At 32.0% G+C, this 21,763-nt stretch carries 25 protein-coding genes; 21 read left to right on the top strand and 4 right to left on the bottom strand.

Going from position 1 to position 21,763, the window contains the following annotated elements:
* The first annotated feature begins 55 nt into the window (after window positions 1-55).
* The 4 genes from B5E48_RS05500 to B5E48_RS05485 are packed head-to-tail and all read left to right on the top strand — an operon-like array spanning window position 56 to window position 3,983.
* Window positions 56-1,246: an MFS transporter gene (locus tag B5E48_RS05500; protein WP_087304366.1), complete on the top strand. Its 1,191-nt coding sequence runs from the start codon at window positions 56-58 to the stop codon at window positions 1,244-1,246.
* Window positions 1,247-1,282: 36 nt separating this feature from the next.
* A complete protein-coding gene (locus B5E48_RS05495) occupies window positions 1,283-2,098 on the top strand; it encodes an aldo/keto reductase (RefSeq protein WP_206407319.1) in 816 nt (271 codons plus the stop codon).
* A 12-nt stretch (window positions 2,099-2,110) separates the two neighbouring features.
* Entirely contained in the window at window positions 2,111-3,259 is a 1,149-nt protein-coding gene (locus B5E48_RS05490) for an MFS transporter (protein WP_241146930.1), read from the top strand.
* Window positions 3,260-3,269: 10 nt separating this feature from the next.
* Window positions 3,270-3,983: an SDR family NAD(P)-dependent oxidoreductase gene (locus B5E48_RS05485; RefSeq protein WP_087304364.1), complete on the top strand. Its 714-nt coding sequence runs from the start codon at window positions 3,270-3,272 to the stop codon at window positions 3,981-3,983.
* Between the two features lie 31 nt (window positions 3,984-4,014).
* Here B5E48_RS05485 and B5E48_RS05480 read toward each other — a convergent pair whose 3' ends face one another.
* A complete protein-coding gene (locus B5E48_RS05480; RefSeq protein WP_087304363.1) occupies window positions 4,015-4,899 on the bottom strand; it encodes a MurR/RpiR family transcriptional regulator in 885 nt (294 codons plus the stop codon).
* 199 nt (window positions 4,900-5,098) lie between these two features.
* Here B5E48_RS05480 and B5E48_RS05475 point away from each other — a divergent pair, with 199 nt between their 5' ends.
* From B5E48_RS05475 to B5E48_RS05445, 7 genes are all read left to right on the top strand, one after another.
* Window positions 5,099-6,205 carry an aldo/keto reductase gene (locus tag B5E48_RS05475; RefSeq protein ID WP_087304362.1) on the top strand — a complete coding sequence of 369 codons (1,107 nt, stop codon included), beginning with the start codon at window positions 5,099-5,101 and terminating at the stop codon, window positions 6,203-6,205.
* A 16-nt stretch (window positions 6,206-6,221) separates the two neighbouring features.
* Complete coding sequence (locus B5E48_RS05470) at window positions 6,222-6,803, top strand: PTS sugar transporter subunit IIB (RefSeq protein WP_087304361.1); 582 nt, start codon at window positions 6,222-6,224, stop codon at window positions 6,801-6,803.
* Between the two features lie 221 nt (window positions 6,804-7,024).
* Window positions 7,025-8,461 carry a 6-phospho-beta-glucosidase gene (locus B5E48_RS05465; RefSeq protein WP_087304360.1) on the top strand — a complete coding sequence of 479 codons (1,437 nt, stop codon included), beginning with the start codon at window positions 7,025-7,027 and terminating at the stop codon, window positions 8,459-8,461.
* A 145-nt stretch (window positions 8,462-8,606) separates the two neighbouring features.
* On the top strand, window positions 8,607-9,560 hold the full coding sequence (locus B5E48_RS05460; protein ID WP_087244260.1) for a sugar ABC transporter substrate-binding protein: 954 nt from the start codon (window positions 8,607-8,609) through the stop codon (window positions 9,558-9,560).
* Window positions 9,560-10,849, top strand: a complete 1,290-nt coding sequence (locus tag B5E48_RS05455) for a sensor histidine kinase (protein WP_087304359.1) — start codon at window positions 9,560-9,562, stop codon at window positions 10,847-10,849. The genes B5E48_RS05460 and B5E48_RS05455 overlap by 1 nt, the downstream gene beginning before the upstream one ends.
* A 20-nt stretch (window positions 10,850-10,869) precedes the next feature.
* The gene (locus B5E48_RS05450) at window positions 10,870-11,544 is read left to right on the top strand and encodes a response regulator transcription factor (RefSeq protein WP_087304358.1); all 675 of its coding nucleotides are present in this window, start codon (window positions 10,870-10,872) and stop codon (window positions 11,542-11,544) included.
* Entirely contained in the window at window positions 11,537-12,823 is a 1,287-nt protein-coding gene (locus B5E48_RS05445) for an ABC transporter substrate-binding protein (protein WP_206407318.1), read from the top strand. The genes B5E48_RS05450 and B5E48_RS05445 overlap by 8 nt, the downstream gene beginning before the upstream one ends.
* A 194-nt stretch (window positions 12,824-13,017) precedes the next feature.
* Here B5E48_RS05445 and B5E48_RS05440 read toward each other — a convergent pair whose 3' ends face one another.
* Entirely contained in the window at window positions 13,018-13,449 is a 432-nt protein-coding gene (locus B5E48_RS05440) for an NADAR family protein (RefSeq protein ID WP_087304356.1), read from the bottom strand.
* A 45-nt stretch (window positions 13,450-13,494) separates the two neighbouring features.
* Window positions 13,495-13,599 carry a DUF3990 domain-containing protein gene (locus B5E48_RS13835; RefSeq protein WP_143747008.1) on the bottom strand — a complete coding sequence of 35 codons (105 nt, stop codon included), beginning with the start codon at window positions 13,597-13,599 and terminating at the stop codon, window positions 13,495-13,497.
* Window positions 13,600-14,009: 410 nt separating this feature from the next.
* Between B5E48_RS13835 and B5E48_RS05435 the strand changes: the two genes are divergently transcribed.
* The 8 genes from B5E48_RS05435 to B5E48_RS05400 all read left to right on the top strand — a co-directional run bounded on the left by B5E48_RS05435 (window position 14,010) and on the right by B5E48_RS05400 (window position 19,650).
* Window positions 14,010-14,432 carry a PTS sugar transporter subunit IIA gene (locus B5E48_RS05435; protein WP_087244266.1) on the top strand — a complete coding sequence of 141 codons (423 nt, stop codon included), beginning with the start codon at window positions 14,010-14,012 and terminating at the stop codon, window positions 14,430-14,432.
* 14 nt (window positions 14,433-14,446) lie between these two features.
* The gene (locus B5E48_RS05430) at window positions 14,447-14,938 is read left to right on the top strand and encodes a PTS sugar transporter subunit IIB (RefSeq protein ID WP_087304355.1); all 492 of its coding nucleotides are present in this window, start codon (window positions 14,447-14,449) and stop codon (window positions 14,936-14,938) included.
* Between the two features lie 25 nt (window positions 14,939-14,963).
* Window positions 14,964-15,806 carry a PTS mannose/fructose/sorbose/N-acetylgalactosamine transporter subunit IIC gene (locus B5E48_RS05425; RefSeq protein ID WP_087304354.1) on the top strand — a complete coding sequence of 281 codons (843 nt, stop codon included), beginning with the start codon at window positions 14,964-14,966 and terminating at the stop codon, window positions 15,804-15,806.
* A gap of 1 nt (window position 15,807) precedes the next feature.
* Window positions 15,808-16,641: a PTS system mannose/fructose/sorbose family transporter subunit IID gene (locus B5E48_RS05420; protein ID WP_087304353.1), complete on the top strand. Its 834-nt coding sequence runs from the start codon at window positions 15,808-15,810 to the stop codon at window positions 16,639-16,641.
* 17 nt (window positions 16,642-16,658) lie between these two features.
* On the top strand, window positions 16,659-16,925 hold the full coding sequence (locus tag B5E48_RS05415; protein WP_087297521.1) for a hypothetical protein: 267 nt from the start codon (window positions 16,659-16,661) through the stop codon (window positions 16,923-16,925).
* Between the two features lie 45 nt (window positions 16,926-16,970).
* Entirely contained in the window at window positions 16,971-17,777 is an 807-nt protein-coding gene (locus B5E48_RS05410; RefSeq protein WP_087304352.1) for a Cof-type HAD-IIB family hydrolase, read from the top strand.
* Window positions 17,778-17,906: 129 nt separating this feature from the next.
* Window positions 17,907-18,536, top strand: coding sequence for an NAD(P)-dependent oxidoreductase (locus B5E48_RS05405; protein WP_087304351.1), 630 nt, complete (start codon window positions 17,907-17,909; stop codon window positions 18,534-18,536).
* Window positions 18,537-18,648: 112 nt separating this feature from the next.
* Entirely contained in the window at window positions 18,649-19,650 is a 1,002-nt protein-coding gene (locus B5E48_RS05400; protein ID WP_087304350.1) for a DUF362 domain-containing protein, read from the top strand.
* A gap of 33 nt (window positions 19,651-19,683) precedes the next feature.
* Here the strand turns inward: B5E48_RS05400 and B5E48_RS05395 are convergent, their stop codons facing one another.
* Window positions 19,684-19,977 carry a hypothetical protein gene (locus B5E48_RS05395; protein ID WP_087244274.1) on the bottom strand — a complete coding sequence of 98 codons (294 nt, stop codon included), beginning with the start codon at window positions 19,975-19,977 and terminating at the stop codon, window positions 19,684-19,686.
* Window positions 19,978-20,163: 186 nt separating this feature from the next.
* Here B5E48_RS05395 and B5E48_RS05390 point away from each other — a divergent pair, with 186 nt between their 5' ends.
* Window positions 20,164-21,189 carry an amidase domain-containing protein gene (locus B5E48_RS05390; RefSeq protein WP_087304349.1) on the top strand — a complete coding sequence of 342 codons (1,026 nt, stop codon included), beginning with the start codon at window positions 20,164-20,166 and terminating at the stop codon, window positions 21,187-21,189.
* 1 nt (window position 21,190) lies between these two features.
* Complete coding sequence (locus B5E48_RS05385; protein WP_087297525.1) at window positions 21,191-21,598, top strand: hypothetical protein; 408 nt, start codon at window positions 21,191-21,193, stop codon at window positions 21,596-21,598.
* Window positions 21,599-21,763 lie beyond the last annotated feature (165 nt).

Genomic DNA, 21,763 nt, shown 5'->3' with positions numbered 1-21,763 from the left:
TCTTTTATCATGAAATCCTTTTTGTTAAATTAAAAAAGCAGAAAGGAGAAAAGTTATGGAAAGTATCAGAAATTATAAAAGTGTAAGTCTTTGGCAACGTTATCAGAATAGTTATTTAAGTTACTTTTTCATGTATAATTTTTATTATTTATCATGGGCATTATTTGGTGCTTTGATTTCAGTTTATTTGATGGGCATGGGATTTAAAGCCAGTGAGGTTTCATTGGTTGTATCTGCCTCATTTTTAATATCTTTAATCACACAACCCATCATTGGTAAATGGAATGATCAGTATAATCTCAAAAAAGTGAATACTGTTTTATTTGTCATTGCGATTGTGGGTGGTCTTGTTTTTATGTTATCATGTCATCTTATCATGATTATGATCAGTTACAGTGTTGTCTTGATGAGCATTAATGGTGTCAATCCTATCATGGAAAAAATTGCGACTGCATCCCCTTATCAATATGGAAAAATAAGAATTTGGGGAACAATTGGTTATGCTTTAGGTTCACAATTAGCTGGGCTTCTATACGAACGTATTTCACCACAAGCTATTTTTATTTTTTTTGTTTTCACCATGTTTTTATGTATTCTTGGTTTATTAGGAACTCAACCACATATGCAAAAACAATCACAGCGTGACAATACAGCCAAAACAAGCGAAATATTAAAAAATAAAAAATTCTTATATTATTTACTGATTTGTGGTCTGTTTTATGGTGTGACTTATATGTCCAATACATTTATTCCATCCATGTTGACAGATAAAGGATTAGATGTAGGAATAACATCGACAGTCTTATCTATTGCTGTTTTTTGTGAAGCACCACTTGTATTATTATCTAGTCATTTTATGGATCGTTTATCTAATAAAACATTATTAATGATTGCGACGACAATGGTCTGTGTTCAATGTGGTGTATATGAATTAGACATGCCTATGTGGATGACTGTGATTGTCACTTTTTTAGTCAAGCATCCTGCTGGAATGTTATTTATAATGATTAATCTTAAAGTTGTGAATACATTAATTGATGAAAAACATCAAATAACTGCTTTAGCCATTGTTGCGACATTAAAAAATCTAGTTTCGATTATATTTCAAAATGCAGCTGGATACATACTGGACATGAACTCATATTCTTATCTTTATATGATTTGTCTGATTTGCATGGTGATCAGTTTATTATTAGTTATTTCCTTTAAGATTGATCGAGGAAATGAAAAAAGATTATTTAGTTAGAAATTGGGAATGAGAGAAGAATAAGGAGAGATGAAAATGAATCAGAATACAAAAGTCAAATTATGTTGTTGTCAAAAGATGCCTGTTATTGCTTTAGGTGTATGGCAAAGTGGAAAAGATACAAAACAGGCTGTTTTAGATGCTTTAAAAGCGGGTTATCGTCATATTGATACTGCAGCCTGTTATGGTAATGAAGAAGCTGTTGGAGAGGCTGTCAAAGAAAGTGGAATACCAAGAGAAGATATCTTTATCACGACAAAATTATGGAATGATGATATCAGAGTTGGAAATACACACAAGGCTTTATTAACAAGTTTACAGAAATTACAGATGGATTATGTAGATTTATATTTAATTCATTGGCCTGTAGAAGGTTATGTTGAAGCTTATTTAGAAATGGAGAAACTGAAAGAAGAAGGACTTGTCAAAAGTATAGGTGTATCTAATTTTAGAAAATCACATTTACAAAATTTATTATCTCAGGTTCATAAGATTCCAGCAGTGAACCAAATAGAAATCAATCCACAAATGCAGGATGAAGAAACTATACAGTTTTGTCAGGACAATAAAATTGTTTTGGAAGCCTGGTCACCACTAGGAAGTGGAGCCTGTTTACATATGCCTGCTATTCAAATGATTGCTGATAAATATCATAAATCAACAGCACAGATTATTTTAAGATGGTTACTACAAAGACATATTGTTGTATTACCTAAATCAGTTCATAAAGAACGTATTGAAGAAAATATTGATTTGTTTGATTTTGAATTAACGAAAGAAGAAATGGAGATCATGAATGCACTGAATCAAAATAAAAGAACCGGACCTGATCCAGACCATTTTGATTTTTAAGAAAGAATGTCTATGCGTATACATTATAAAAATAGTTATTTCAGTTATTTACTCATGTATTTCTTTTATTTCTTTTCATTAGCTGTTTTTTCTGGATATATATCTGTTTATTTGATGGATAAAGGTTATCATGCTTCACAAGTTTCTATGGTTGTCTCATGTTCATTTATTTTATCCATGATTATTCAACCTATTGTCGGTTATTTCAATGATCATTATTCTCAAAAAAGATTAAATATGTTGATTTTATTATTAGCAGCAGTTTTAGGAATCATATTTATTTATGCTCAAAATATTTATATGATTGCATTGATTTATAGTTTAGCTTTAGGATTATTTAATGCGGCTAATCCTGTTATTGAGAATATGGCAACATTATCACGTTTTTCCTATGGAAAGATTAGAATTTGGGGAACGATTGGTTATGCTGTTGCATCTAAGATATCAGGTGTTATTTATGATGATGTTTCACCAGAAGCTATGTATGCATTCTTTACGATAGGATTGATTTTATGTGTCATAGGTATTTATGGCACACAAAATGTAAAACAGATCAAAACCCAAAAGAAAGAAAAAACAATAGGTTTATTTCAAAAGAATTTTATCATCTATTTAATTATTGTATGTCTGTTCTATGCTATAACAAATACCAATACAACCTACCTACCAGCTATGTTTCAAAATTTGGGATTATCAATGAATACAATATCGACAGTGATTTTTATTTTGACTCTTTCAGAACTACCGATTATTTATTTTTCACAGTATTATATGAACAGATTAACTAATAAACAATTACTTATCGGTATATTTTTATTACTAACGATACAGTTTTTTACTTATTCCTTTATAAAACAGGCAATGATTGTAATCATTGTATCAATATGTACAAAAGCAGTTTCCACAATGTTATTTATCATGTTGAATTTAAAAATTGTCGCAACAATTGTGGATATGAAACATCAGATGAGTGCCTTAGCCCTTGTTCAGACATGTCGTAATTTTGGCTCTATTGTATTTCAGTTTGTTGCGGGATATTTGATTGATTTTTATTCATATGATATATTTTATTTAATTCTATGTTTATTATCTATAGTGGGTATGGTGATTTGTATCTTTTATAGAATACCAAGTGGAAATCATCAACATCTATTTGATTAGGAGGTTTTTTATGGAATTTCAAGATAAGGTTGTGGTTGTGACAGGTGGCGCTAAAGGTATTGGGAAATGCATTGCTGAAATGTTTCAAAAAGAAGGAGCGCATGTTTGCATTATAGATACTGAAAAGAATGATTATTTTCAGGGTGATGTTGGCAGTCAAGATATTTTAGAACAGTTTCATCAAAAAGTGATTGATGATTATGGGCATATAGATTATTTGATTCATAACGCAAAACCACTGTTTAAAGGAATTGAAGAATGTAGTTATGATGAATTTCAATATGCTTTATCTGTTGGTGTCACTGCTCCGTTTTATTTGACGAAATTGTTTCAAGATGATTTTCGTAAAGGAGGTTGTATTATCAATATTTCTTCATCAAGAGATGGGATGAGTCAGCCTCAAAGTGAAAGTTATAGTGCGGCTAAAGGTGGTATTCATGCCTTAACGCATAGTTTAGCCATGTCCTTAGCTGGAAAAGTGCGTGTGAATTCTATTTCACCGGGATGGATTCAAACAGAATCAGACCAGACAGTTTATCAGGGAGCAGATGTTTTACAACATCCTGTTAAACGTATTGGCAAAGTTGAAGATATTGCTCATATGGTTTTATTTTTATGTAGCGATAAAGCCAGTTTTATCACTGGTGAAAACATTTGTATTGATGGTGGTATGACAAAACAGATGATTTATCATGGAGAACATGGATGGGAATATAAGGGATAGAAAAAGATATAGCGCAATGGCTATATCTTTTTTAAAATTCATCTTCTTTCATAATATCAATGGTTGAAAAACGTCCTTTTTCAATCATTGAAGAAATCTTTGTTTTTCTTTCTACGTTTTGATCATAGTTTAATGCAAAGATGCAGGAATAAAGTAAATCTAATATATATTCAAAAGAAATATCAGTAGAAAAAGTCGCAATCTTTGAATAAAGCTTTTCTCTTGTACAAATTCTTAAAACCACATCTGCATGTTTAGAAACAGTGTTTTCACCGATGTTTGTTAAAGCGATGATGGGAATGCCATTGGCTTTTAAAGCTTGAATGACTCTTGAAAGAATGGGTGTTTCACCTGAATAAGAAACAATAATAGCACAAGATTGAGGTTCAGCATTCATAGCACTATAAACCAGTTCTCCTTGCAGATGACAGATCGTGACTTTCTTTTGAATTCTAGACATATTATGTGCAAACTCCTGTGAAATCAGACCATTATTACTAACTGCAAAAACATAAATAGAAGATGCTTTACGAATGATTTGAACAGCTTTTTGTAAATCATCATGAGTCACAAGTGATAATGTATCATCAATGGCTTCTTTCTTTAAAGCCGCAAGTTTGGAAGCAATAGACATAATTGTATCATCATTGGTAAATGGAAAGTTTGCATCTACATCTAAAAAATGTGTTTCCAGATATTCTTCCTCTTTTAAATAAGCTTCTTTTAATTCATTCCATCCTTTGAATTTCATCTTATGTGCAATTCTGATTAAAGTAGAAGGTGAAGTATATGTAGCGTTTGCTATATCCTTGGTTGTCATATCCTTAATTTTCATTTTTTCTTTTAAAATAAAATCAATAATGACTCTTTCGCTATGAGAAAAGTCACATCTTTCTAATCGTTCTCTAATTAACATGGATATCACCTCATTTTTATCATAGCATAATTTTTTTAAGGACTCTAGAATCACCCAAAGATTCAAAATGAATTTACAGAATTGTATATAAAAAACAACTTATTTGTAAATGGAGTTTTATTTCAATGAAATACCATTGTTTAATGAATCTAAAATCAATATGATAAAAGTGCTTATAAAAATGATAAGGAGGAATCGTATGTTATCAAATTCAAAATTAGGTTTTGGGTTAATGAGATTACCAAAAGACAAGCAAGGTCAAATCAAGTTAGATGAAGTCCAGAGAATGGTTGATTCTTATATGGAAAGAGGATTTAACTATTTTGATACGGCTTATGTGTATGAAGGAAGTGAAGAAGCTATTCGTCAAACTTTAGTTGAAAAGTATCCTAGAGATGTTTATACATTAGCAGATAAGCTTCCTGCATGGAAATTAACTTGTCAGGAAGATGTTGAAAGGATTTTTCAGGAATCATTAAATAGAACGGGTGTTGATTATTTTGATTTCTATCTATTGCATAGTGTTGAAAAGAGTCATTATCCAACATATGAAAAATATCAATGTTTTGATTTTATTCAAGAAATGAAAAAGCAGGGAAAAATCAAATATATGGGATTCTCATTTCATGATGATGCTGATTTTTTAGACAAAGTTTTAACAGAGCATCCTGAAATAGATTTTGTACAGTTACAACTTAACTATTTAGATTGGGAAAATGGAGTGATTCAATCAAGAAGAAATTATGAAGTAGCTAGAAAACATCATAAACCTATTATTGTGATGGAACCTATCAAAGGTGGAACACTGGCAAGCTTTTCTGATGATATTGAAAAAATATATAAAGATTACGCTCCTCAAAAATCTATAGCATCATGGGCTTTGCGTTATGTTGCATCCTTAGATGGTGTTATGACAATTTTATCAGGTATGTCTAATGCACAACAGATGAATGATAATCTGGATACGATGACTCATTTTGAAAAAATCAATAATGAAGAAGCCAAATTGATTAAGCAAGTTACAGATCAGGTCTTATCATATCCAACTATTCCATGTACAAAATGTCGTTACTGTACACCAGGCTGTCCAATGCGTATTCAAATACCGGATTTATTTACAGCTTATAACAGTGCCAAAATGTATGGCGAAAATAGACGCTATCAGACTTATTATAAAGATCATAGCACAGGAGATTATCAACCCGCTAAAGCTTGCATTGCATGTGGACAATGTGAAAGTGTCTGTCCACAGCACTTAGAGATTATATCTTTACTCAAAGAAGTATCAGAAGTTTTTGATTCATAGAAAAGGAGATGGAATCATGAGTCGTGATTATTTATTTCGTTATTTTTATCGCTGGGTGAGCACAATGAAAAATGCACATATCTGTCATGACAAGAATATTGTGTGTTTTTGTAATGATAAGTATCATGCTCATATCATATTTTATAAAGAGTTTAACATGATGGAATTATCTATTGAGGATAAATGGACTGAAAAGAATGTGTTTTATTTACATTTTGAAATGATGGATATTTTATCAACCAGAAAAAACATTCTCTCTTTCTTCCAATTTCTAAAAGATGAAAATCATCACAATAAAGTAAATTCCTCTTTAAAACTTTCTTCTTTAAAAATATTAATCTGTTGTACATCAGGTTTAACAAGTCATTATTATGCTTCTTTAATGCAACAAGCTCAACAAAATATCATTGTGGATGCTTATCCAATAATGAATGTAGAAGATGTAGCAAATGATTATGATATCATTTTATTAGCACCTCAAGTGGCTTATATGTATCCAAATTTAAAAAGAAAGTTTGGCAAAAAGGTTATGGAAGTAGAAGCCTTAGATTTTGCGACAGGAAATGTTAATCATACTTTAGAAAGTATTTTTGTATAGATGTTTTTAACGATGCGTAATAATCATAATTGAATATATGTTTATATGATTTTCTTCTGTTATTTTGTTAAAATTATGTGTTCATCTTATCAAATATTTCCATTATAGATGGTTTTGTTGGGCTTAAAAAACCAATAAGATGAAAAGATATTGATATCAATAGAAATATACTTATAATAAAATTATAAGCTTATATTTTATATGAGGAAAGGAGAAAGAAAATGGTATTAAGTAAGGATTTTTTATGGGGTGGAGCTTTAGCTGCCCATCAATTTGAAGGTGGTGTTTTAGAAACATCAAAAGGTTTAAGTGTCGCAGATGTCATGACAGCAGGAGCACATGGCGTACCTAGAGAAATTACGGATGGTGTGATTGAAGGAAAATACTATCCTAATCATGTTGGGATTGATTTCTATCATCATTATAAAGAAGATATTGCCATGTTTGCTGATATGGGCTTTAAATGTTTTAGAACATCTATTGCCTGGACACGTATCTTTCCATTGGGTGATGAAGAAGAACCTAATGAAGAAGGATTACAGTTCTATGATGATGTTTTTGATGAATTATTAAAATATGGTATTGAACCAGTCATTACTTTATCTCATTTTGAAATGCCATATCATTTAGCTAAAGAATATGGTGGGTTCATGAACAGAAAGACAATTGATTTCTTTGTGAAATTCGCAAAGGTCTGCTTTGAAAGATATAAAGATAAAGTCAAATATTGGATGACTTTCAATGAGATCAACAATCAGATGAATTATAAGAATGATATCTTCGGATGGACAAACAGCGGAGCTCATTTTGGAGATTATGATAATCCAGAGGAAGCCATGTATAAATGCGCTCATCATACCCTAGTTGCCAGTGCTCTAGCTGTCAAAGCAGGTAAGGAAATCAATCCTGATTTCAAGATTGGAAACATGATAGCCATGGTTCCTATTTATCCATACTCTTGTCGTCCTGCGGATATGGTGTTATCAGTACAAATGATGCATGATCGCTGGTTCTTCTGTGATGTCCAATGTCGAGGACATTATCCAGCTTATGCTTTAAAGATGTTTGAAAGAAAAGGATTTGATATTGATATTACAGAAGAGGATAAAAAAATCTTAGCAGAGGGAACAGTGGATTATATTGGATTCAGTTATTATATGACAAACACTGTAGATTCAACAGCGCATAAAGATGTTTCTAAGGCAACAGATGGTTCTAGTGAATACAGTGTAGAAAATCCATATGTCAAAGTTTCTGACTGGGGATGGGCTATTGATCCAGAAGGATTAAGATATGCTTTGAATATTTTCTATGAAAGATATGAAAAACCATTATTCATTGTAGAAAATGGATTTGGCGCAATAGATGTTAAAGAAGCAGATGGTTCATGCCATGATCCATACCGTATTGATTATCTAAGAGCACATATTGAAGAAATGAAGAAAGCAGTAGAAGAAGATGGAGTAGACTTAATGGGATATACACCATGGGGATGTATTGACTGTATTTCATTTACAACAGGAGAAATGAAAAAACGCTATGGATTTATTTATGTAGATAGAGATAATGAAGGACATGGAACATTAGAAAGAAGTAAAAAAGATTCTTATGATTGGTATAAGAAAGTCATTGCTTCTAATGGTGAGGATTTAGATTAATCAAAAAGAGAATACAATATTAAAAAGAGGTTCCAAGATTTTCTTGGAGCTTTTTTTTGTAAAAAATCATAGACTTGAAAATATTTATTATTGAGAATATTTAAAAAAATAGATAAGATAGAATTATAGGAAAAGTGGTGAAATCATGGTTAAAAACAATTTAAAATCATTAATAGTGATTTTAGGCATCATTGGAGCATTGATGATAGGCATTATTTATTATCATTATCAATATCCTAATACACAAAATCGCATATTTGGTGTGACATACATGACAATGAATAATCCTTTTTATGAAGTTATCAACAATGAGTTATTGAAAGCAATAGAAGACAATGGCGATCAGCTTCTTGTCAGAGATCCTGCTTTAGATGTGGATAAACAAATAGAACAGATATACTCATTTATTGATTATCATGTAGATGGTATTTTTATTAATCCCATTGATTCTGAGAAAATTACACCAGCATTAGAAGCGGCTCATCAAGCTGGAATACCTGTTATTGTTGTGGATGCACCTGTTAAAAATGAAGAACTTGTGAATTGTACAATTGTTTCAGATAATTATGATGCAGGGGTACAATGTGCCAATGATATGATGAAAAGATTTGATTCTGCGCGCATTGTTTTGTTGAAACATACAAATGTCAAATCTGCGAAAGATCGTATAGATGGTTTTTTAGATACAATAGATGGATTATCACAATATCAAGTTGTAGATGAAGGTGAGTGTGAAGGACAGGTAGAACTGGCGATGCCTTTAATGGAAGATATATTACAGCGTCAATCAAATATTGATGTTGTCATGGCATTGAATGATCCAAGTGCTTTAGGAGCTTTGGCTGCATTGGAAGCACATCATCAGGAAAATACAGTTGTTTATGGAGTTGATGGAACACCTGATATGAAAACACTTATAGGTGGTCATGCAATGATAGCTGGAACAGTCGCTCAATCACCTATTTCTATTGGGCATCTGGCAGCAGAAAAAATGTATGAATACTTAGCAGGAAAAGATATTGAAAATGAAGTTGTCATACCTGTTCAACTGATTAATGAAGATAATATTGAAATGTATGATGAAACGGGGTGGCAATAATGCAATATTCTTATCAGCGTTTATTATCATTTTTAAGAAATGCAATGACGATATTGAATATGTTGATTGTTGTTTTTTATGGCAGTGTTATTCTTTTGACAACGCAATATATTGTTTCCACACGTTTGGCTAGGGATTTTTTAGATCGGATTACGTATCTTCCACATCAGCCCATTGTTGCATTTTTTGGTTCATTGATGTTGTATGGTATATTTATCTTTATTATGTATAGTCGTAGTGAAAAAGTAATTGCGCATAAAAGACTCAATTTTATTTATAGTTTTATTGAAATGATTGTTAGTTTTACTTTGATTTATTTTTTGTATATGGGATATAATGGTATCTTGTTGCTTGTTTTTTGTGATTGTATATTTCATTTAAGAGATGGAAGATATTCTAAGTGGTTTATTGGGGTTTTGGTTGTGGCTTATTTAATATCTAGTTATGATGTTTTTTCGGCTATTTTTCCATTGACAAGTATAAATGAATATTTTCAAATCTATGGATCACAAATTAATGGTATCTTTATGATGAGTAAGTCATGTTTAGAAACGCTCAATATGATATTGTTTATTGCTTTTATGATTGTTTATCTGGTAGATGAAATACAAAAGAATCAGCATATTTCTCAAGAATTGGATATGGTGCATCAGGTGAATAAAGAATTAGAAAATTATGCAGCCATTACCGAAAAAATTGGAGAAAACAATGAAAGAAAACGTCTGGCTAGAGAAATTCATGATACTTTAGGTCATGCTTTGACGGGAATAGCAGCAGGAGTGGATGCTTGTATTGCGATGATTGATCAAAATCCTAAAGCAACGAAAGCGCAGCTACAAGTTATTTCAAAAGTTGTCAGGCAGGGCATTAAAGATGTTCGTAATTCTTTAAATAAGTTAAGACCAGGAGCTTTAGAAGAACATAGTTTAAAAGAAGCTATAGAACGTATGATAGGAGAATTTTCCAGTGTAAGTGATCTGACGATTGCATTAGAGTATGAACTAGAAAATATAGATCTGGAAAAAACAAAAGAAGAAATTTTATTTAGAATTATACAGGAATCTATTACGAATGCTTTGCGTCATGGACATGCGACAGAAGTTCATATTCATCTTTATCAGGAAAATCATTTCTTATATCTCAAAATACAAGATAATGGAATTGGTTGTGATCATGTCCATTATGGATTTGGCTTAACACAAATGAGAGAACGTCTTGCGGTTATTAATGGTCAGGTAGAGTTTGATGGTCATCATGGCTTTTTGACAATCGCTAAAATACCAGTATAAGTAAGAGGAGAGGACAGATAATGATTAAAGTGATTATTGCAGATGATCAGGAATTGATTAGAGAATCTTTAAAAATTGTATTAGGGATACATGAAGATATCCAGGTTGTAGATGTTGCATCGGATGGGTTTGAAGTGATTCATATTCTTGAACAAGAAACAGCTGATGTCATTTTGATGGATATTCGTATGCCAGGAATGGATGGTGTTCACTGTACAAAAATTGTGAAGGAAAAATATCCTCAAACAAAAATTATTATTTTGACAACATTTGATGATGACGATTTCGTATTTAGTGCGCTTAAATATGGAGCGAGTGGTTATTTATTGAAAGGTGTAGGAATGGATGAGCTTTATCAGGCTATTGTCACTGTGAATAGTGGTGGAGCTATGATTAATCCCGATATTGCCACGAAAGTTTTCAGCATGTTTTCTAAAATGACACAAAATAATTATGCAATTCAGGTTGATGAAGAGGCTATTCAAGATATTAGTCATCCTGAATGGCGAGTGATTCAACAAGTTGCATTTGGATTATCCAATAAAGAAATAGCACAAAAGCTTTTTCTATCAGAAGGAACAGTAAGAAATTATTTAAGTTCGATTTTATCTAAATTAAATTTAAGAGATCGTACACAACTGGCAATATGGGCGGTACAAACAGGTATTACGACAAAGGATTTTAGCGATGAGTAGAAAAAAGATAGTCTGTATACTGGTTGTATTGGGATGTCTTTTATGTGTTGTTTGGCGCCCTCAACGCATAACTTTAAAAGTTGGTATTTTTGCTGGAAGTAACTGGGATGTACCTAATGGTGATTGTTATAAAATTATTGATCAGGCTATTGAAAGATATGAAGAGGAAAATCCTGATATTCATATTGAATATGAAAGTGGTATTTTAAAAGATGATTATTCAGAATGGTTATCTGCTCAATATTTAAAAGGAGAAGAACCAGACATCTTTATGGTCTTAAGTGAAGATTTTAATACTTTAAGTGCGCTAGGTGCATTAAAGAACTTAGATGATTTTATGCAAAAAGATAGTCAGTTTCATAGCGATGTTTACTATGAAAACGCCTTGCTTGCAGGGCAATATCAGCATCATCAGTATGCTTTGCCTTATGAAAGTAATCCAACATTAATGTTTGTGAATCAAACATTACTGCAAAAAGAAAATATAGATCTTCCAAGTAATGACTGGACTTTAGATGATTTTTATAATATCTGTCAACAAGTAACAAAAGATACGAATAATGATGGACAGATTGACCAATATGGTTGTTATAATTATGATTGGTTAGACTCTGTTTATAGTCATGAAGTTAGTTTGTTTGATGAAACAGGTCAGACATGTTATTTAAACCAGGAACCTGTAAAAAATGCGATTGCTTTCATTCAGAGATTGAATCAATTGAATAAAGGCTATACAGTGACTTCTCAGGATTTTGATACAGGGAAGGTGGCATTTTCTCCGATGCCTTTTGCACAATATCGTACTTATAAGCCTTATCCTTATCGTGTTCAAAAATATTCTCAGTTTGAATGGGATTGTGTTCCTATGCCTGGGATGACAGAAAGTCGTAGTGAAGTGTCTTCATTATTGATGGGTATTTCTGCTCGTACATCTTATGGACAGCAGGCCTGGGATTTTTTAAAACTACTAACATATGATCAAGAAACGCAAGAAAGTCTTTTTCGCTATTCACAGGGAATATCATCTTTAAAAACTGTTATTCAATCAACTGAAGCATTAAGTCTACTCAACGAAGAATCCTTAGGAGATACGCAAGTTGATTTAAGCTTGTTGAATGATGTTATGGAAAATGCTATGAATCAAAATCAATTTCGAAAATATAATGCCACTCTAACAATGATGGATACACAGATACAACAGATGATACAAAATAATGAAGATTTAGATTTATCATTAATGTCTTTACAAAATGAAGTTAATGAATATTTAAGAGAATAAAGCATCAAAAATTGTATATTTTTCTAACTTGTTTATGATTTATAATGAGTCATGAAAAAATAAGAGATTTCAACAATGATTTTACGCTATCATTTAAGAAATCTCTTTTTATATTTCATTATTATATTCTTTTGTATCTGTAATTAGAGGCTTTCTCTTATTTTGTTTCTCACCATCATAAGACTATATCCTAGTCAATTTTTACCCTTCCAATAAGACATATCATATCTTTTTTTATCATTCATTGACAAACCAATACCCCAGATTTTATCGTCAACAGCGCATTCAGCCAATATAGTTTCTTGTGTGTTTAATAATTCTATTTTTAATTGTTCGTTTTGTGAAAATTTAGCTAATAAACCTTCATAAATAATAATTTGCCTGATACCATTCCAATAAGATTCATTATAATTGGAAACTTCTCTTCCTAACGCTTTGATAGTGGCAGGATTATCAGTAGATAGTATTTTTTCAGCTATTTCATGATCATGAAAATATTTAGCTTTCATATACATGTATTGTTCCATAGAAGAAAAGGACATATCATGTATAGTAAACTGTGATATGTACCAATTGCTTAAATATCCATTTTCTTCATCTGGGTTATGAAAGAAAACAAAATCCATATTAGTATTCACCCACTTTCTTGACTGCTAATTCTAAATTATCAGTTAGGTAAAAAATCCTCTACCATAATCATGCTTATCTTCTCCATAGCCATAAGTAGGTTTAATCATTTTATGAGGACTTCTATGATATAAAATAATTTTCGTCATATGATCTGTTCCTTTCTTTTCAACTGAGTTAATAATAATAAAACTATACTGAAAACTTATCTATGTGGAAAGTCATTGATGACAGCAATAACATAGCTCCATCTTGTTGTATAAATATGAGTGTTTTCTCATCTTTCTTGTTAATTACTTTGAATATTTCATGATGAGATTTATATTGATAAAATATCCCATTCTATAATAACAATTCATTCTTCTTATGGATAATTTTGCCATATGCTTTTATTGAGTACAAGAGTTAATTGTTAAGAAAAGAAATTTATTAAAAAAGCATGACAAATGTCATATTTGTTTCTATCATCTGTCATGATAAAAATGTGACAATAGACAGATGGAATGAAAGGGCTTAATTGATACAATAATGGTGTCAAAAAGAGGAGGGGAAAAAAGAAATGAAATACTTAGTCTTGGTAAGTCATGGACAATTTGCTGATGGATTAAAAGATGCACTTTCCATGTTAGCAGGAGAACGTGATGATGTTTTATCAGCTGGTTTAAAAAATGGAAAAAGTGCTGATGAATTCGCAGAAGAATTTTCACATGTTATTGAGGGTATTCATCAAGATGATGAAATCATTTTATTAGGTGATTTGATTGGTGGATCTCCACTGACAACAGCTATGAATGTAATCGCTGAAAAAGGATTAAGTGAACATTGTACAACAATAGGTGGAATGAATTTACCACTTGCTTTAACAACAGTATTGATGAAAGATACAATGGCACGTGATGACCTTGTTGTACAAGTTTTAAATGAAGCACAAAGTGCTTTAAAAGAATTTAAAGTTGTTAATGATGATGAAGATGATATTTAAAGGAGGAGAATAATATGTCAGTTTCATTTATTCGTATTGATGATCGTATGATTCATGGGCAAACATGTACACGTTGGGCTCGTGAATATCCATGTGATGGATTGATTGCTGTGAATGATAAAGCAGCTAAAAATGATGTGTTAAAAGCTGCTTATAAAGCTGCCAGTGGAAAGAAAACATTTGTCTGGACATTGGATGACTTTCAAAAAAAGGCACAAAAGGTTTTAGATAGTGATACAAGATATTTCTTGATTACTAAAAACCCAGTTGATATGTGCAAAATTTTAGTGGATCAAGGGTTCAAATGTGGTATTGATACAGTCATTGTTGGACCATGTAATGATCGAGAAGGGGCAGTCAAATTAGGAAATAACCAGTCTATTACACAAGAAGAAGCAGATGCTTTCGAGAAAATGGCTAAAGCTGGTTATAAAATCAAATTCGCCTTATTACCAGATGTTTCTATTGGAACATGGGATGATTTTAAAGGAAAATTTGGATATTAAAAAATAAAGGGGAGGTTTCATTATTATGGAAATTAGTTGGATTCAAGCTGCCTTACTTGGACTCTTTGCCTGTTTATCAAGTATGCCAGGTTTAGGTGGAACATCAATTGGTAACTACACTTTAGGTAGACCATTAATTGGTGGATTGGTATGTGGTATTATTTTAGGAGATATTTATTCAGGTATTTTAGTTGGGGTAGCGATGCAAGTCGTTTATATTGCTTTAGTTACACCTGGAGGAACTGTTTCAGCTGACGTTCGTGCTGTAAGTTACATTGGAATTCCACTAGCTATGATTGCATTAAAGAGCTATGGTTTAGATGCCGGAAGTGCAGATGGACAAGCGATGGCAACTTCATTTGGAACAATGGTTGGAACTTTAGGAACTGTTTTGTTTTATGGAACAGCAACAATCAATCTTGTATGGCAACATATGGGATGGCGTGCTGTAGAAAAAGGTGATTTCAATAAATTATATGTTGTCAATATGGGATTACCTTGGATTTCACATATTCTTTGTTCATTTATCCCAACTTTGATTATGTGTAAGATGGGAGCTCCAATGGTAGAATTAATTAAAAATTATTTACCAATGGATGGTATTGCAATGATGACATTATTTACTGTTGGATCATTACTTCCATGTGTTGGAATTGCGATTTTATTGAAACAGATTGCAACAAAAGCAGTTGACTTTATTCCATTCTTCTTTGGATTTACTCTAGCAGCAGCATTGGGTATTAACCTTGTATCTGCAACAGTGATTGCCGGAATGTTTGCTTTAATTAACTATCGTATTAAAATGTTAGCAATCAATAAGCCAGCAGCTGCATCAGAAGCTGATGATGATGACGAGGAGGATATTTAAGATGGAAAAGAAATTAACAAAAAAGACTCTGACAAAGTCATTTCATAATTGGTATTATGGAAACTTAACATGTTTCTCTCAGGAACATATGCAAACTTTTGGATATTTATGTTCAATGCTTCCTATTGTTAATGAATTGTATGACAAACAGGAAGATAAAGCCAAAGCTATGCAAACTTATACAGCTTTCTTTAATACAGAGCCACAAATTGGTTCAGTCATTGTTGGTATGACAGCTGGTTTGGAAGAAGCGCGTGCCAATGGTGATGATGTAGATGATGAAACAATTAATGGTTTACGTGCTGGGTTAATGGGACCTTTAGCCGGAATTGGAGATTCATTAGTTGTTGGTACAGTCATTCCTATTTTATTAGGCGTTGCATTAGGAATGTCTGATGGGGGATCACCTTTAGGAGCTATCTTCTATATCATTGTTTGGAACTTATTTGCTTACTTTGGAATGAAATTCTTATATTTCAAAGGATATGAATTAGGTGGGAAAGCCGTTGATTTCTTAGTTGGACCTCAAGGAGAAGCTTTAAGAGAATCAATTACAATGTTAGGTGGTATTGTTATTGGAGCTGTTGCAGCTACTTGGGTATCAGTGGAAACAAGTTTTACTTTAATAGCTAAAGGAGCAACAGAACCATACTTGAATTTACAAAAAACATTAGATAGTGTTTATCCAGGATTTTTAACGGCAGCATTTGTTATGCTTTGCTGGTATTTACTTGCTAAAAGAAAAATGTCACCAATCAAAGTTATGTTATTACTTGTTGTGATTGCATTTGTTGGTGTATTAGTTGGATTCTTTAATCCAGGTTTACAATATTAATCAAAGGAGACGATATCATGGATGCCAAACTGAAAAAAGCATATATAGCAGAAGTACAATATCAAACAAAAATGTTAAATCATTTAAAAAAATGGTTAAGAAATCTTATTATATTTTCTTCAATTTCTTTCGTTCTTGTTCTATTTGGTTCATCCATTCATCCATTTATACAAGTTCTAGGAGTTATACTTTTGATTATCAGCATCCTCTCTTGTGCTCTTGTAGGACTTGGCTATAAAAACGGATATGATAACGTTCAAAAAATCATTAATCAGATCAAATAGTGGATTGTTATTAAACAATCCCTTTTTGTATAAAGGAGAAATATTATGTATCAGGCTATTTTTAGTGATGTTGATGGAACACTTTTAAATCAAAATCATCAAGTCACACCATTGACACAAAAAGCACTTCATCAATTGATGGAAAGAAATATTCCTTTTGTTGTGGTTTCAGCACGTAGTCCATCAGGTATTTTCCCTATACTTAAAGATTATCAATTGAAAGCATCAATTATTGCCTATAATGGAGCTTTGGTTATGGATCAGCAGCGATATATTTTAGCAGAAAAAGGTATGGTCACGACAACAGCATTACAAGTTTTAAAAGAACTGGAAACATTTGATGTCGCATGGTGTGTTTATTCTTTTGATCAATGGTTTGTTAAAAGTCGTCATGATGAGCGTATTTTAAGAGAAGAAAGTATAGTGAAAGCGCAATCTTTAGAAGCCACTCTAGAAGACTTACAGACATTATCAACAGTTCATAAAATTCTTTGCATTTGTCATTCATCAGATATTTTCACCATCGAACAACATCTCCAACAAGCTTTTCCTCAATGTACGATTGTTCGATCTTCTGATATTCTGATTGAAATTGTAGATTTAGGAATTAATAAAGCCAAAGCAGTTCAAAAGCTTTGTCAATTATGGCATATACCATTAAAAAATGTTGTTGCATTTGGCGACCAGTATAATGATTTAGATATGTTGATGGAAGTTGGTTATGGCTGGGCAATGGGGAATGCTCCTGTAGATATTCAAAAGAAAGTCGGAAGAGTCACTCAGGATAATAATCATGATGGCATTTATCATGCTTTAAAAAGTTTAGATAAAAAGGAAGAACATGGGATGTAATACATTTCATGTTTTTTTGACGGGAAAAATAATAAAATTATTTTATTGTAACTATCGACGTTACAATAAAGCGGGTATATAATAAAGTTGTAATAAGAAAGGTTACAACAAAATGAAGGAGGAAAACTTATGAAAATTGCAGTTGTTTGTGCCAACGGAAGAGTTGGAAGAATAGTTGTTAAGGAAGCGGTAGAAAGAGGATTGGATGTGACAGCATTTGCCTTAGGAGAAAATGAAACTATAGCAACGCAATATGTAGAAAAAGATTTATATGATTTAACAAAGGAAGATTTAGCTGGTTTTGATGTTGTGGTAGATGCATTTGGTGCATGGGCTCCAGAAGAACTTCCAGGACATAGTACGTCATTAAAACATTTATGTGATATTTTATCTGGAACAGACATCAGATTATGTATTGTTGGTGGTGCAGGAAGTTTATATGTGAATAAAGAGCATACATTACAGGTTATGGATGGTGAAGATTTCCCTGCAGAATTCAAACCATTAGCTTCTGCACAAGGAAAAGCTTTAGATGAATTAAGAGAAAGATATGATGTCAAATGGACATTTATCAGTCCAGCAGGAGATTTCCAGGCTGAAGGAGAAAGAACTGGTCAATATATTTTAGGTGGAGAAGAATTGATATTGAATGAAAAAGGTGAAAGCATTATTTCATATGCTGACTATGCTATCGCAATGGTAGATGAAATCACAAAAGGAAATCATATCCAACAAAGAATCAGTGTTGTGAGAAAATAAGTCCGATCATTTCGGACTTTTTTCGTATCTTGTTTATCTTTTTTATGAGTGCTATAATTTGATTAATGGAAATAGAATTTTAAGAATATCCATATTGAGAGGAGGAAAGAAGATGTCAAATCAAAAACCTATTCCAGGAACAAATGGAAATCATTATGTACCTTACAAAGAAAGAATTGGAAAAGAATCTATCGTTTATTTTACAAGAGATCTTTCAGCAAAAGGATTATTAAAAGTTTATAATCGTATTCAGGAACATTTAAATGGAAAAGTTGCAGTGAAGCTTCATACCGGAGAACAACATGGACCTAATATTATTCCTCGTCCATGGGTAGAAGAGTTAATCAAAACACAGTTACCAGATGCGACAATTGTGGAAACAAATACGTATTACGAAGGAGATCGTTATACAACAGATCAGCATCTTGAAACATTAAAAGTAAATGGATGGACATTCTGCCCAGTTGATATTATGGATGCTGATGGAACAGTCGATTTACCAGTGAAAGATGGAAAATGGTTTGATCATATGACAATGGGAAAGAACATTGTGAACTATGATTCTATGCTTGTTTTAACGCATTTTAAAGGACATACACAAGGTGGTTTTGGAGGATCCAATAAAAATATTGGTATTGGCTGTGCTGATGGACGTATTGGAAAAGCTATGATTCATACCACACCTGGTTCTGATGATATGTGGGATATTGCGAAAGAAGAATTTATGGAACGTATGACAGAATCAGCAAAAGCTGTTGTTGATCACTTTGGAGATCAGATTGTCTTTATCAATGTGATGCGTAATATGTCTGTTTCTTGTGACTGTGAAGGAACAGCTGCAGCACCAGTTGTGACACCAAATGTTGGTATCTTAGCTTCATTAGATATCCTTGCGATTGATCAGGCATCAGTAGATTTAGTCTATGCCATGAAAGAAGAAGACCATCATGATTTGGTTGAAAGAATAGAAACACGTCATGGTTTACGTCAATTATCATATATGAAAGAATTACACATGGGAAATGATAAATATCTTCTTATTGATGTGGATCATGATGATCAACAAATCTCTTTAGAAGATGCTGTTAAAGATGTTGTTCCTTTTACAAAGTAATATAAGTTCAGGGAGTTTTTCCTTGAACTTTTTTTATGCACAGGCAATCAATGACAGAACATCATCAAAGGACATATTATTCATATCGTTGACATATCTTTCCATACGTTGAGCATAATCTTCTTCGCTCATATTATCCGGATTATCCAAGTGTATAGTCTTCTCTATGACAGGACTATATTTTCCTTCATCGGTTCCATATCCTAGATAGTCTGTATAATAGACAAAGTGCTGTTTATTGTCTTTATCTGTATGTAAATATAATGAAAGTCCTAGATTGATATTATTCTTTTCTACCATAATAGAATTAATAAGTTTAACTGACAATATTTTCCCTCCGCCAACAACAAAAGGAGTCTATGAGACTCCTGTGGCAAGGAATAGTATATCACATTAAATGCTTGTTGTATGAAATTTATCAAAAAAATTGTTCATAAAACTTTCATATTTTTTCCATCTATTATCCACATTTTTATAATAATATGAATTTATAAAGTGGAAAGGAGAAAAACAATGAAGAAAGTATTTACGATGATTTTATCAGGTATCATGGTGTTTTCAATAACAATCGGAAACGTTATGGCTTCAAATGAAAATCCTGCCATACAGTATACAGAAAACACCATAAATAATCCATATTTAGAATTGAATGAGATTATTCCTGTAATCAATGAAAAAAGTATTGAATTGAAGGGAACGACGAATCCATTATATTGGGAGTTTAAGAATTTTGATAATGCTATAGCTATCATGAAATCCTATAATCAGGATAAAATCGACTTATCAGAATTAACGATTCATAATTGTGAAAAATATGCAGAGGAATTCGAAAAGTTATATACAATAGATGAAGTGGCTCAAGATAAACAGCTTAAGATTTTAAGTCAATTTTTTACAGTCTGTAGAAATCATATTATGAACAAAGAAATATTAAGTCTATATAATCAAAAAGATTATCAATTTGATGAATTAGTGATATTGTTACCATACACGAGTCCAGTCATTGAAAAGGTTATAAATTCAAATGCAACTTTAAGAATGGCTCCAAGAAGTATAAGTGCAAGAGATAGAAGAATCATGCAGCAAAATAGATACGCAAGGGTATATGGCGATAAACCAAATACAAAAAAGTATAAGTATTATCAAGGAGATAATAGGGGAGATTGTACAAACTTTGTTTCACAGATTTTAGTTGCTGGAGGAATAAAAACAAATAACACATGGAAACCTTATACAAGAACCTGGGTAAATGCACATGCTTTTGTTTTATACTGGTATATGAAAACAGGAGCTAAAAATGGATATCCTAACTTTGCTTCAATATCTAAGAGTCTTAAAGCAGGAGATATTATAGGAGCTGATTGGGGTGGAGATGGCCATTATGACCATTGTGCATATGTTGTTGCTGACGGACCTAAAACATCAGCCGGATATTATGATGTGACGATTGCACAACATACTCCAAATTATGTTGCAAAAGCTTCTCAGAAAGGTTGGAAGGATTTAAAGAAAGGATTATATGTAAGATTAAGAATATAGTATGAAAAATAAAACAAAAGGAATCATATTAGGACTGATTGTCGCTATATCACTTGTTGCTATGTTTTTGAATCAACCCATCAAAACAAAAAAAGAAATTCGTTATAACGAAACACATAAAGAAGAAGATGTCCATATGATTATGGACGACGCCATCAAAAGTTATAAGAACGATAATTCAAAAGTCTATAGCGTGTATTATGACGAGAATAAAAGCAAAGAAATGGAAGCTGAGTATGTCAAAAAAGGCAGTTATCGAGAAGTGATAATCGTCTATGTGGAATTTAAGACTTCGTTTTTCAATGCTCCTGAGCAATTAGGCAATAATCACTATTATTTTGATTATATGTATATAGCCGGAAAGACTGCAGAGGCGACTTGGGAATGGATTGATGGTGGATATGTTTAATAGTTTCAAAAAATCAATTGGTAGTTATTTCTAACTACCTTTTTTATATTATAGGAATTTGGTTTCGTTTGGTTGATAAACGCTTAAAGCAAATATTAACAATGAGCAAAATAAAAAGTAATGCACCAGCATTACTCTATTTTTCTGCATGCAAAAACGTAACCA

It is taken from the genome of Massilimicrobiota sp. An105 (assembly GCF_002161155.1).
GTDB lineage: Bacteria > Bacillota_I > Bacilli_A > Erysipelotrichales > Coprobacillaceae > Allocoprobacillus > Allocoprobacillus merdigallinarum.
The sequence above is the reverse complement of the archived record's forward strand: the minus strand, read 5'-3'. Positions and strand labels throughout refer to the sequence as shown.